This window comes from Geminicoccus flavidas, assembly GCF_009806515.1.
Classification (GTDB): Bacteria; Pseudomonadota; Alphaproteobacteria; order Geminicoccales; family Geminicoccaceae; genus Geminicoccus; species Geminicoccus flavidus.
In genome coordinates this window covers 1-12,676 of the sequence record NZ_WUJP01000359.1, presented here as the reverse complement: position 1 = coordinate 12,676, position 12,676 = coordinate 1, and the positions used below count along the sequence as shown (strand labels likewise).

Here is a 12,676-nt window from a genome sequence, read left to right as displayed (position 1 = left end):
GCCGAACCTCAAGTTCCACTCCGGCAACCCGGTGACCGCCGAGGACGTGGCCTGGTCGTTGCAGCGGGTGGTCATCCTGGACAAGACGCCGGCCTTCATCCTGACCCAGTTCGGCTGGACCGCGGACAACGTGAAGGAGCAGGTCAAGGCGACCGGCCCGGATAGGGTGGAATTGACCCTGGTCAACCGGTTCGCGCCGACCCTGGTGCTGAACGCATTGTCCGCGGGCGTGGGCTCGATCGTCGATTCCAGGCTGGTCCAGGAGCACGAGGCCGATGGCGATCTCGGCTATGGCTGGCTGAAGAACCAGTCGGCGGGCTCGGGCGCCTTCCGGCTGCTCGCCTGGAAGGCCAAGGACGCCGTGGCGCTGGAGGCCAACCCGGACTTCTATCTGGGCGCACCCGCGATCAAGCGGGTGATCGTGCGCCATATCGGCGAGCCCGCCACCCAGCTTCTCCTGATCGAGAAGGGCGATGCCGACATCGCCCGCAACCTGAGCCCCGACCAGATCGCCAAGCTGACTGCCAGCCCGGACTTCAAGCTCCTGGCGCAGCCCAAGCAGAGCATCCTCTATATCGGCCTGAACCAGAAGAACCCGATCCTGGCCAACCCGAAGGTGCGCGAAGCGCTGCGCTGGGCGGTCGACTACGAGGGCCTGGTGACGAACCTCCTGAAAGGCCAGTGGCAGGTCCACCAGTCCTTCCTGGGTGATGGCATGTTCGGCGCCCTGAAGGACAACCCCTACAAGCTGGACATCGAGAAGGCTAAGGCGCTGCTCGCCCAATCCGGTGCTGGGCCCGAGCTCAAGATCACCTTCGACGTGCCGAACACCTCACCCTATATCGACATCGCCCAGGCGATCCAGGGCAGCTTCGGCCAGGCCGGCGTCACGGTGGAACTGATCCAGTCCGACCAGAAGCAGGTGCTGACCAAGTACCGGGCCCGCAACCACGACATGGTGCTGATGTACTGGTCGCCGGACTATCTCGACCCGCACTCCACCACCGATTATTTCGCTAACAACCCGGACAACAGCGACGAGGGCACTGCCAAGACGATCGCCTGGCGCAATGCCTGGGACATCCCTGAACTCAGCGAACGGGCCGGGGAGGCGGCACTGGAGATCGACCCCGAGGCGCGCGAGCAGGCCTATCTGGACATCCAGAAGGAGGTGCAGAGCAACGGCGCCTACATCCTGATGTTCCAGCAGGTCGAAAACAGCGTGCTGCGCGCCAATGTGGACGGCTACGTCTCCGGTCCGACCTTCGACACCGTAAGCTATGCCGGGGTGACCAAGAGCTAGGCCCGTGGCGGTCGCATCGGAACAGGACGGTCTGGCCGGGCTGACGGAGGAGGAGCCACGCGCGCACGGTGCGCTACGCCGCCTCCTCGGCCGTGTCCTGTCCGTGATCGTCTCGGTGGTCCTGACCGTGTTCGGACTGCTGGTAGTCACCTTCTTCATCGGCCGGGTGGTGCCGGTCGACCCGCTGCTGGCGGTGGTGGGCGACCGGGCGCCGGAGCATGTGCGCGTCCAGGCCGCGGTTGAGCTGGGCCTGGACCTGCCGCTCTGGCGGCAGTTCCTGCGCTACCTGAGCGAGATCCTCCAGGGCGACTTCGGCAACTCGGTCCTGAGCGGCCAGCCGGTGCTCACTGACATCGCACGGTTCTTCCCGGCGACCCTGGAGCTCGCGACCGTGGCGACCCTGATCGGCGTCTGCCTGGGCGTGCCACTGGGCGTGCTGGCCGCGACCAGACACGGGCGCTGGCAGGACCAGGTCATCCGGGTGGTGGCGCTGGCCGGCTACTCGGTCCCGGTCTTCTGGCTGGGGCTGGTGGGCCTGCTGGTGTTCTATGCCGAGCTCGGCTGGGTGGCGGGGCCGGGCCGGATCGACGTGGTCTACGAATACTCGATCGAGCCGGTCACCGGGCTGATGCTGGTCGACACGCTGCTGGCCGGAGACCATGCCGCCTTCCTTGACGCATTCTGGCACCTGATCCTACCAGCCTCGGTGCTGGGCTATCTGTCGCTCGCCTACATCACCCGGATGACCCGCTCGCTGATGCTGGCCGAGCTCGGCCAGGAATATGTGATCGCGGCGCGGGTGAAGGGCCTGCCGGAGCGGCTTGTGATCTGGCGGCACGTGCTGGGCAACATCATGGTGCCGCTGATCACCACCGTCGCCCTGTCCTATGCATACCTTCTGGAAGGTGCGGTGCTGACCGAGACGGTGTTCGCCTGGCCGGGCCTGGGCCTCTACATCACCCAGTCCCTCTTCTCCGCCGACCTCACCGCCGTCCTGGGCGCCACCATCGTGATCGGCCTTGTGTTCATCGGCCTGAACCTCCTGTCCGACCTGCTCTACACCCTGGTCGACCCGAGGGCGCGATGAGCACGCTGTCCGCCTGGCTGACCACGGCCACGCCGGCCTCGCGCGCCCAGGCGCGGGCAGGGAGGTTCTACCGGGGCACGCTGGCGCTCCTGGCCAACCCGCTGGCCGCGGTGGGGCTAGTCCTGGTGGCACTGCTGCTGCTGGTGGCCCTGTTCGCGCCGGTGCTGGCACCCTACGCCCCAGACGCCCAGGACCTGGCCCAGCGGCTCCAGCCGCCCTCGGCCGCCCATCCGTTCGGTACCGATCAGCTCGGCCGTGACATATTGAGCCGGGTGATCTGGGGCAGCCGGATCACGCTGGTGATCGTGGCTCTGGCCGCGGTCACGGTGGCGCCGATCGGCCTCGCGATCGGGATCGTCGCCGGCTATCGCGGTGGCTGGGTGGACCGGGTGCTGATGCGCGTCACCGACGTGTTCATGGCGTTCCCACGCCTGGTGCTGGCCCTGGCACTGGTGGCGGCGCTGGGGCCGGGCATCGAGAACGCGATCATCGCGATCGCCGCCACCGCCTGGCCGCCCTATGCGCGCCTCGCCCGCGCCGAGACCCTGACCCTGCGCCGCCAGGACTTCATCGCCGCCGCCCGGCTGCAGGGCGCCTCGCACGGCCGCATCCTCCTGCGCCACATCCTGCCGCTCACGATTTCGACGGTCCTGGCGCGCCTTACCCTTGATCTCGCCGGGATGATCCTGATCGCCGCTGGCCTGGGCTTCCTGGGCCTGGGCGCCCAGCCGCCCTCGCCCGAATGGGGGGCGATGGTCGCGACCGGCCGGGAGTTCCTGACCGACCAGTGGTGGGTCGCGACCATGCCAGGGGCCGCGATCTTCCTGGTGAGCCTCGCCTTCAACCTGATCGGCGACGGCCTGCGCGACGTGCTGGATCCCCGGAGCCAGGGCCGATGAGCACACCGCTCCTGGAGGTGAGGGGGCTGCGCGTGGCCTTTCCCGGCCAGGAGGGCCTGCGCGAGGTGGTGCGCGGCATCAGCTTCACCGTCGGCTGCGAGAAGGTGGGGATCGTCGGCGAGAGCGGGTCGGGCAAGTCGATGACCGCGCGCGCGATCCTGGACCTGATCCCGCCGCCCGGCCGGGTGAGCGCTGATCGCCTGACCTTTGCCGGCCAGGATCTGACCAGGCTGAAGCCTGGCGAGCGGACGCGGCTGCGCGGGCGCAGGATCGCCATGGTACTGCAGGACCCGCGCCACGCCCTGAACCCGGTGATGACCATAGGCGCGCAGCTGGCCGAGACCTTCCGGCTCCACCACCGGCTGAGCCGCGGCGAGGCGCGCCGACGCTCGATTGAAGCGCTGGACGCCGTCCATATCCGTGATCCGGAGCGCGTGGTCCGCCTCTACCCGCACGAGATCTCCGGCGGGATGGGCCAGCGCGCCATGATCGCGATGATGCTGGCCCCGGGCCCGGAGCTGCTGCTGGCTGACGAGCCGACCTCGGCCCTGGATGCCACGGTGGAGGCCGGCATCCTGGAAACGCTGGACGAGCTGGTCACCGCCCGCGGCATGGGCCTGGTCCTGGTCAGCCACGACCTCGACCTGGTGGCCGCGTTCTGCGACCGGGTGCTGGTGTTCTATGCCGGCCGGATCGTGGAGGAACTGCCGGCAAGGGATCTGGCCCAGGCACGGCATCCCTACACGCAGGGCCTGCTCGCATGTGTCCCGCGCTTAGGGGAGCGCCGCCGCGAGCTGCCGGTGCTCCGGCGCGACCCGAGCTGGGCCGCATCGTGAGTGCTGCCATCCGCATCAATGGCCTCACCGTCCGCTACGGGCCGCTCAAGGCACTGGACGGGATCAGCCTGACGGCCGCACGCGGTGCCTGCCTGGGCATCGTGGGCGAGAGCGGGTCCGGCAAGTCGACGGTGCTGCGCGTGCTGACCGGACTGGTGCCGGACTGGCAGGGGAAGGTCGAGGTCGGCGGGCGGCAGCTCGTCGGGGCGCGCCGCGATCTCGCGTTTTGCCGCGACGTGCAGATGGTGTTCCAGGACCCGTACGGTTCGCTCCACCCGCGCCATACGATCGACGCGATCCTGGACGAGCCGATCGCGATCCACCGCCTAGGCGATCCGGCCCGGCTGATCCCGCAGGCCCTGGCCGATGTCGGCCTGCCGGCGGACGTGCGCTTCCGCTACCCGCACCAGCTCTCCGGCGGCCAGCGCCAGCGGGTCGCGATCGCCCGCGCACTGCTGCCCGAGCCCTCCATCCTGCTGCTCGACGAGCCGACCTCGGCCCTGGACGTGTCGGTGCAGGCAGAGATCCTGAACCTCTTGATGGCGATCCAGGAACGGCGCGGGCTCACCGCCATCCTGGTCAGCCACAATCTCGCGGTCGTGGCGCATATGTGCCCGCTTGTCCTGGTGATGGACCGGGGCCGGATCGTCGAGGAGCTGGACCGTGACGCTCTCGATGCCGGCGAAGTGCGCTCGCCGCAGGCAAGGGCCCTGGTCGCCGCCAGCCGCCATGTCCGGTCGCAGGCTTCAAATGCTGGCCGATAGGGTCTAAGGGCTTGCCCGACGCCTTTTTGGGAGGATGGAGCACCGATGAAGCTCGTGCGGTACGGCACGCCTGGGGCCGAGAAGCCCGGTATCGTGGACAAGGACGGGGTGATCCGTTCGCTGGACGGCGTGGTGCCGGATATCGCCGGTGCGGTGCTCTCCGATGACGGGCTGGCCAAGCTCCGGGGCATCGACCCGGCGAGCCTGCCCAAGGTGCCGGACGGCACCCGGCTCGGCCCCTGCGTGGGCGGGACCGGCAAGTTCATCTGCATCGGCCTGAACTACGCGGACCATGCCGCGGAGAGCAATCTGCCGGTGCCGAAGGAGCCGGTGGTGTTCATGAAGGCGACCTCGGCGATCGTCGGGCCGAACGACCAGGTGAAGATCCCCCGGACCTCGGTGAAGACCGACTGGGAGGTCGAGCTCGGCGTGATCATCGGCAAGACCGCGTCCTATGTCAGCGAGGACGAGGCGCTGGACTATGTCGCCGGCTACTGCGTGATCAACGACGTGTCCGAGCGGGCCTTCCAGGCCGAGCGCGGCGGCCAGTGGACCAAGGGCAAGTCCTGCGACACGTTCGGCCCGACCGGCCCGTGGCTGGTGACCCGCGACGAGGTGCCGGATCCGCAGAACCTCCACATGTGGCTGGAGGTCGACGGGCACCGCTACCAGAACGGCTCGACCAAGACGATGGTCTTCACCGTGAAGCACATCGTCCACTATCTCAGCCAGTTCATGTCGCTCCATCCCGGCGACATCATCTCGACCGGCACCCCGCCGGGCGTCGGCATGGGCCAGAAGCCCGAGCCGATCTACCTCAAGGCCGGCCAGGTCATGCGCCTGGGCATCGAGGGCCTGGGCGAGCAGCGCCAGGAAGTGATCCAGGCCTGAGCGACCGGCGCGCGCACCGTGAATCGTGAATGAAGAGGGGCGGTCTCAACGGGACCGCCCCTTTTTCATGTCACTTGATCGGATATTTCCGCTCGATCTCCGCTACCTGCTCGGGCGTCAGCAGGCGCGGGTTCAGGTTGCGGAGCATCAGATAGAGCTTGGCAGTCTCTTCCAGCTCCTCGACAGCGTTGGTGGCGGCCTCCAGGTCCTTGCCGGCGACCACTGGGCCGTGATTCGCCAGCAGCACGGTGCTGGCCTTGCCGGCGACGCCGCGGATCGCGTCGCCGAGCTTGGGATCGCCTGGGATGAAGTAGGGCAGGAGGGGGACCCGGCCGCAGCGCATACAGTAATAGGCGGTGAGCGGCGGCAGCACATTGTCCGGGTCGACCTCCGGCAGCATCGAGACCGCGACCGAGTGGGTCGAATGGAGATGGACGATGGCGCCGGCCGAGGCGCGCTCGTCATACATGGCGGAGTGGAGCGGGATCTCCTTGGACGGCGGGTCGCCGGAAAGCAGGTTGCCGTTCGCGTCCAGCTTGCTGATGCGGGCGGGGTCGAGCCTGCCCAGCGAGGCGTTGGTGGGCGTCATCAGCCAGGTGCCGTCGTCCAGACGCGCGCTGATGTTGCCGGTCGAGCCGGAGGTCAGGCCGCGGTCGAAGATCGAGCGGCCGATCGTGCAGATCTGCTCGCGCAGCTTCGCCTCGGCCCTCACGGCCGGCCTCCCGGCATGGCGCCGAACGCCTTGATCAGGAAGTCCGGGGTGCCAAAATTGCCGGACTTGAGCGCCAGCGCCAAAGGCTCGGCACCGATCGATACCGTGGCGGGAACGCCCGGGTCGATCTTCTCGCCGATCCTGAGCGCGGAGACCTCGAGCGCCGCCATCACCGAGCCGCTGGTCTCCCCGCCCGCGACCACGAGGCGACGGACCCCCCGCTCGACCAGGCCCTTCGCGACTAAGCCCATCGCCCGCTCGACCAGCTCGCCGGCGCGCTCGCGCCCGAGCACCGCCTGGGCCGCCGCCACCTCGGCGGGCTCCGCGGTGGCGTAGAGCAGGACCGGGCCGCTCGGCATGTGCTCGGCGGCGAAGGCCAGGGCCGCCTCGATCTGCGCATCGCCATCCGCCAGGGTCTGCGGATCGAGCCGGAAGGCCGGGCACCTACTCTTGAAGTCCGCGACTTGGCCGCGGGTCGCGACCGAGCAGCTGCCGGCCAGCACCGCCTCCAGCCCGTTCACCTCCGGCAGGGCGCCCGCCGCATGGCGGCCGAGCAGGCCCTCCCTGCGGAAATTCTCCGGCAGGCCCAGGGCGATCCCAGAGCCGCCGGTGACTAGCTTCAGCTCTGCTGCGGCCTCGCCCAGGATGCGCAGGTCGGCATCGTCGGTGACATCCGTGACCAGATGGGCGATGCCATCCACCGCCAGCTCGGCCATGCGCCGGCGCACCGCGTCGGGACCCTGGTGCACCGTGTCGTAGCGGATCAGCCCGACCTTGCGCCGGCTCTGCGCCGCCATCACCCGGACCAGATCGGCATCGGTCATCGGGTTCAGCGGGTGCTTCTCCATGCCGCTCTCGTTGAGCAGCCGGTCGCCCACGAACAGGTGGCCGCGGAAGATCGAGCGCTGCAGGGTCGGATAGGCCGGGCAGACGATGGTCTGCTCTGCACCCAGCGCCTCCATCAGCGCTTCCGCCACCGGGCCGATATTGCCTTCCGGCGTGGAATCGAAGGTCGAGCAGTACTTGAACAGGATCTGCCGGGCCCCGCGCTCCTGCAGGTAGCGCAGCGCGTCCAGCGACTGGCGCACGGCCTCGGCTGCCGGGATCGAGCGCGATTTCAGCGCCACCACGAGCGCGTCGACCTCGCCGGGATCGGTGCCGGGCGCGGGTACGCCGATCGTCTGGACCGTGCGCATGCCTTCCTGGACCAGCACGGCGGCGAGATCGGTGGCACCGGTGGAATCATCGGCGATGCAGCCGAGCAGCATGGGTTCAGCGCCTCCGTCGGGTTCGTTTCGCAAGAACTAGCCGCTGGATGCCGGCAGGGCGAGCAGATCGGCCAGCCGCATCGCCACGCTGTTGCGGGCAGGATGCCACAGGCTGCGATCGATCGCCTCGGCAAAGCGCGCCGCCATCTCGCGGAGCCCCTCCGGGTTGGCGCGATGGAGGAAGTCGCGCACTGCCGCGTCCTCCAGATAGGCATCGAACAGCTGGTCGAAATGATGGTCCTCGACCACGCGCGCGGTGGCCGCGAACGCGAACAGATAGTCGACGGTCGCGACCATCTCGAAGGCGCCCTTGTAGCCGTGGCGCATCGCACCCTGGATCCAGCGCGGGTTCGCCGCCCGGCCGCGCACGATCCGGCCGATCTCCTCGGTGAGACGCCGCGGCCGTGGCGCCTCCGGTCGGCTGTGGTCGACATGGAAGGCTTCCGGCTGGCGGCCGCTGAAGTGCCGGATCGCCGCGATCACGCCGCCCTCGAACTGGTAGTAGTCGTCGCTGTCCAGCAGGTCGTGCTCGCGATTGTCCTGGTTGTGCAGCACGAGCTGGCTCTGCTCCAGCCGGCGGCGCAGCTGGTCCTGATCGGCCAGGCCCTCGCGGCCGCTGCCATAGGCATGGGCCCCCCAGGTGAGATAGGCAGCGGCGAGGTCGCCATCGTCCTGCCAGTGGCGCTCATCGATCAGCGCCTGGAGACCCGCCCCATACGCCCCGGGCCTGCTGCCGAACACCCTGGCACTGGCGCGCAGGCGGGCCCGCTCCGGTGGCTCGCCGGTAGCGGCAAGGCGCGCCGCCTCGGCCGCGACATGGGCGGCCAGCGGATTCTGGTCGGGCGGCTCGTCCAGGCCCGCCACCAGCCGTGCCGCCTGGTCGATCAGCTCGATCTGCTGGGGGAAGGCATCGCGGAAGAAGCCGGAAACGCGGAAGGTCACGTCCACCCGGGGCCGACCGAGCTGGATCAGCGGGATCACCTCCACCCCGGTGACCCGGCCGCCGGCACCATCCCAGACGGGCCGGCAGCCGAGCAGGGCCAGAGCCTGGGCGATGTCGTCGCCTCCGGTACGCATGTTGGCGGTACCCCAGGCGGACAGGACCAGCGCTTTCGGCCAGTCGCCATGGCGCTCGGCGTAGTGCTGCAGGACGGCACTGGCCGAGGCCCAGCCCAGCCGCCAGGCGGCGGGCGTGGGCAGGGCGCGGCAGTCGACCGAGAAGAAGTTGCGCCCGGTCGGCAGAACGTCCGGCCGGCCGCGACTGGGAGCGCCGGACGGGCCGGGGCGGACGAAGCCCCCATCCAGCGCCGCCAGGAGTGCCTCCAGCTCTGCTGGTCCCGAGCGGTCCAGCGCCGGGGCAATCTCGGCCTTGAGCGTGGCCAGCACCGCGGCCGTGGTACCCCAGGCCGGTGGTACCGGGCGCTCTTCGGCCAGCAGGGCCAGCGCCAGAGCCTCCAGCCGCTCCACCGTGTCGCCGGCGGTGCGCCATGGTGCCGGCAGGAGTTCGTCCAGCACTGCCGGGCGCTGGCCAGACCAAGGGGCGGCCAGCCCGTCCACTGCGAGCGGGTCGAAACCGGCCAGACCCAGATCGGCCGCCAGCGCCCGGGTCAGCGAGGCATCGCCCGGGCGGCTGCCGCGCGGCAGCCGGGCGAGGCTCGCCAGCAGCTCGGCCCGCTGCCGGCCGACGGGGCTCTGGCCCAGCACGTGCAGCCCGTCGCGGATCTGCAACTCCTTCAGCTCGCACAGCCAGGCATCCAGGGCTACTACGGCATCGTCCGGCTGGCCCCCGCCCGCGGCCAGATCACGGTCGAGCCGCAGCCGCGCCGCCTCCTCGACGATTGCGCGCGCCACCAGGCCCGCCCGCTTCGGGTCGAGGTCGCGCGATTCCGCATACTCGTCGAGCAGGTTCTCCAGCGCCTGGAGGTCGCCGTGCAGGCCGGCGCGGACGAGCGGCGGGGTCAGGTGGTCGATGATCACGGCCCCGGTACGCCGCTTGGCTTGGCTCCCTTCGCCCGGGTCGTTGACGATGAACGGGTAGACCAGCGGCATGGGCCCAAGTAGGGCCACCGGGTGGCAGGCATCGGACAGGCCGGTGGCCTTGCCCGGCAGCCATTCCAGGTTACCGTGCTTGCCGACCTGGACCACGGCATGGGCACGGAAGCCATGGCGCAGCCAGAGATAGAAGGCGAGATAGCGGTGCGGCGGCACCAGGGCCGGATCATGCCAGCTCGTGGCCGGGTCGATCTCGTAGCCACGGGCCGGCTGGAGGGCGACCACGACCTGGCCCAGCGGCAGGACCGGGAGGAGCAGGGCGCCGTCCCGGCAGAACGGGTCGCTCTCCGGGGTGCTCCAGCGCTCGGTCACCGCCCGCTGCAGCTCGTCCGGCAGTCGGACGAACCAGTGCCGATAGCGCTCCAGCTCGACTCGCACCCGCACGTGGCGCACGGCCACGGCAGGTACATCGGCCTCCGTGGACTGGTTTTGCCCGCCGGTGGGAAGGTCCGCAGGCAGCGGCACGTTGGTTACGCCAGACTGGAGGGCCCGGATCAGCGCGTCGCCGTCGTCCGGGATGGATTGGATATTGTATCCAAGCCGCTCCATCTCCTTGAGGATCGTGACTGTGGAGGCGGGCGTGTCCAGGCCGACGCCGTTGGCCAGCCGGCCGTCCCGGATCGGGTAGTTGGCCAGCACTAGGGCCACCCGCCGGTCACGAGGCTGGGTGTCGCGTAGCCGCAGCCAGGCAGCGGCCTGTGCCGCCGCACGGTCGATTCCGGAGGCGAAGGCTTGCCAGCGGACGATCCGGCACTGGCTGGGCTCGTGCCGGCTGCCACCGTCCTTGAACGCGATCACCGGGCCGTGCAGCCGGCCGTCCAGCTCGGGCAGCGCCACCTGCATCGCGAGGTCGACTGGCGGCAGGCCGCGCAGGCTGTTCCGCCAGGCGGTTTCGCCGCATCCGGCCAGCACGAGCTGGATGACGGGGACGTCCAGCACGTCGAAGGGGGTCGTCCAGTCGGTCTCAGCACTCGCGGTGGCAAAGCCGGTGGCGGCGAGCAGGACTCCCGGGCGCACCGCTTGGCACCATTCCCGGGCGAGCGCCGCCTCGGCCGGGTTCTTCAGGCTGGACACGAACAGGCCGACTGCGCCGATGCCGTGACCGGCCAGCGCCTCGATCAGCCGGTCGACCGGCTGGAGGTCGCCGGCGAGCAGCATCGCCCGGTAGAACAGAACCACGGCCCGGACCGGCGGATCGGCGCTCGTCCAGGCGGGGTCTGGTGCGGTGAAGGTGCGGCCCGCGCGGTACAGGCCGATCCGGGGCAGCGGCGTCGCGCGCTCGGCCCCTTGCCTGCCGGCCAGGATAGCGACGGCATTGGCGAGGAAGCGGGTGGCGTTCTCGACGCCGCCTTCGGCCAGGCACCGCCAGAGCAGGTCGCAGGTCGCGCGCGGCAGGGTTGACCAGCCGTCGAGCGACGGGTCGGGGCGGTCGTCGCCCGGCAGGACCGCCAGCGCCACCCCCTGTGCCCGGCAGGCGGCCACCACCTGTTCCAGGCCATAGGGCCAGTAGGACCGGCCGCCGATCAGCCGCAGCACCACCAGCCGGGCTCGGGTCAGGGTCCGCTCGACCCAGAGATCCACCGACATCGGGTGGCGCAGCAGGCGCAACGGCGTCAGCCGCAGCTCGGGCAGGCCGCCCTCCGGTGCGGCAGACGCCAGCCGATCGCGTGCCGCTGCCAAGCAGGCGAGCTCGGTGTCGGCGAACGAGGCGATCACCAGCTCGGCCGGTGCCTGGTCGAGATCGACCGGCACGTCCTCGTTCAGGCTGGCCGCTGCATCGGCCGGCAGGAGATGCATGGTCAGGCGGCGGCGCGGATCGCCGTCGTGATGGCCACCTGATCCAGACCCTTCTCACCGATCACCACCAGCCGGCCGAGGCGTGGCTCGTCCGCCCGCCAGGCCCGGTCATAGGCCTGGGTCACCCGCCCGCCCACGCCCTGGACCACGAGGCGCATCGGCTTGCCCGCGACCTCGAGAAAGCCCTTCAGGCGCAGCACGCCGAACCGGTCGGCGATCCGGCCGAGCTCGGCGGCGGTCCGGTCGGGATCGGTGATCGGCGGCAGGGCCACGGCGAAGCTCTCGAAATCGTCATGGTCGTGCTCCGCCCCGTCGTGATGGGACGGGCGGCTGGCCAGGTCGGCCTCGGCGGCGGCACCGATCCCCAGCACCACTTCGACCGGCAGACGGCCCGCCACGGCGCGCACCGTGCGCGCCTGCCGGCGCAGGTCCTGCGCCACCGTGCCGTCCACCGCCGGCCAGTCAGCCTCGGCCACCAAGTCGGCCTTGTTCAGCACCACGAGGTCCGCGCAGCCGACCTGCTCTTCGAACAGCTCTTCCAGCGGCGTCTCGTGGTCGAGGTTCGGGTCGGCTTCCCGCTGGCGGATGACCGCGGCCGGATCGGGCGCGAACAGGCCGCTCGCCACCGCGGCGGCATCCACCACGGTGACCACGCCATCCACCGTCACCCGGTCGCGGATGCCCGGCCAGGCGAATGCCTTGACCAGCGGCTTGGGCAGGGCCAGCCCGGAGGTCTCGACCACGATGTGGTCCGGCGGCGGATCCAGCGCCAGCAGCTTCTCCATGGTCGGCAGGAAGTCGTCGGCAACCGTGCAGCAGATGCAGCCATTGGCGAGCTCGACCACGTCCTCCTCGCGACAGGTGGCATCGCCGCAGCCCAGCAGGACCTCGCGGTCCACGCCCAGCTCGCCGAACTCGTTGATCACCAGGGCGAGGCGGCGGCCGGCGGCACTGGCGAGCAGGTGGCGGATCAGCGTGGTCTTGCCGCTGCCGAGAAAGCCCGTGATGACCGTCGCCTGGATCTTGCTCATGCGTCGCCCTTCAAAACCTCAGCCCTTCACCGTCAC

The 12,676-nt window shown here is 70.1% G+C and carries 10 protein-coding genes; 6 read left to right on the top strand and 4 right to left on the bottom strand.

The annotated features are described in order from the left end of the window. The 6 genes from EQG76_RS10115 to EQG76_RS10090 form a co-directional block, all read left to right on the top strand. On the top strand, positions 1–1,303 hold a 1,303-nt coding region (locus EQG76_RS10115; protein WP_159713004.1), incomplete at its 5' end, for an ABC transporter substrate-binding protein. Positions 1,304–1,343: 40 nt separating this feature from the next. Further along, positions 1,344–2,390, top strand: coding sequence for an ABC transporter permease (locus tag EQG76_RS10110; RefSeq protein ID WP_200840707.1), 1,047 nt, complete (start codon positions 1,344–1,346; stop codon positions 2,388–2,390). Further along, positions 2,387–3,289, top strand: a complete 903-nt coding sequence (gene nikC / locus EQG76_RS10105) for a nickel transporter permease (protein WP_159713002.1) — start codon at positions 2,387–2,389, stop codon at positions 3,287–3,289. The genes EQG76_RS10110 and nikC overlap by 4 nt, the downstream gene beginning before the upstream one ends. Beyond that, the gene (locus EQG76_RS10100; RefSeq protein ID WP_159713000.1) at positions 3,286–4,125 is read left to right on the top strand and encodes an ABC transporter ATP-binding protein; all 840 of its coding nucleotides are present in this window, start codon (positions 3,286–3,288) and stop codon (positions 4,123–4,125) included. Before nikC ends, EQG76_RS10100 begins: the two co-directional genes overlap by 4 nt. Then, positions 4,122–4,889, top strand: coding sequence for an ABC transporter ATP-binding protein (locus tag EQG76_RS10095; protein ID WP_159712998.1), 768 nt, complete (start codon positions 4,122–4,124; stop codon positions 4,887–4,889). The genes EQG76_RS10100 and EQG76_RS10095 overlap by 4 nt, the downstream gene beginning before the upstream one ends. Positions 4,890–4,934: 45 nt before the next feature. Further along, positions 4,935–5,780, top strand: a complete 846-nt coding sequence (locus EQG76_RS10090) for a fumarylacetoacetate hydrolase family protein (RefSeq protein WP_159712996.1) — start codon at positions 4,935–4,937, stop codon at positions 5,778–5,780. Between the two features lie 70 nt (positions 5,781–5,850). On the opposite strand, the gene otnC is transcribed toward EQG76_RS10090, so the two are convergent. Genes otnC through cobW form a run of 4 tightly spaced genes read right to left on the bottom strand, consistent with a single transcriptional unit; the run spans position 5,851 to position 12,640 of the window. Beyond that, a complete protein-coding gene (gene otnC, locus EQG76_RS10085) occupies positions 5,851–6,492 on the bottom strand; it encodes a 3-oxo-tetronate 4-phosphate decarboxylase (protein ID WP_159712994.1) in 642 nt (213 codons plus the stop codon). After that, the gene (gene otnK, locus EQG76_RS10080; RefSeq protein ID WP_159712992.1) at positions 6,489–7,760 is read right to left on the bottom strand and encodes a 3-oxo-tetronate kinase; all 1,272 of its coding nucleotides are present in this window, start codon (positions 7,758–7,760) and stop codon (positions 6,489–6,491) included. The genes otnC and otnK overlap by 4 nt, the downstream gene beginning before the upstream one ends. A 36-nt stretch (positions 7,761–7,796) precedes the next feature. After that, positions 7,797–11,609, bottom strand: coding sequence for a cobaltochelatase subunit CobN (cobN, locus tag EQG76_RS10075; RefSeq protein ID WP_159712990.1), 3,813 nt, complete (start codon positions 11,607–11,609; stop codon positions 7,797–7,799). Positions 11,610–11,611: 2 nt separating this feature from the next. Next, positions 11,612–12,640 (bottom strand): cobalamin biosynthesis protein CobW, encoded by a 1,029-nt coding sequence (gene cobW, locus EQG76_RS10070; protein WP_159712988.1) that lies wholly within the window; start codon positions 12,638–12,640, stop codon positions 11,612–11,614. Positions 12,641–12,676: the final 36 nt, after the last annotated feature.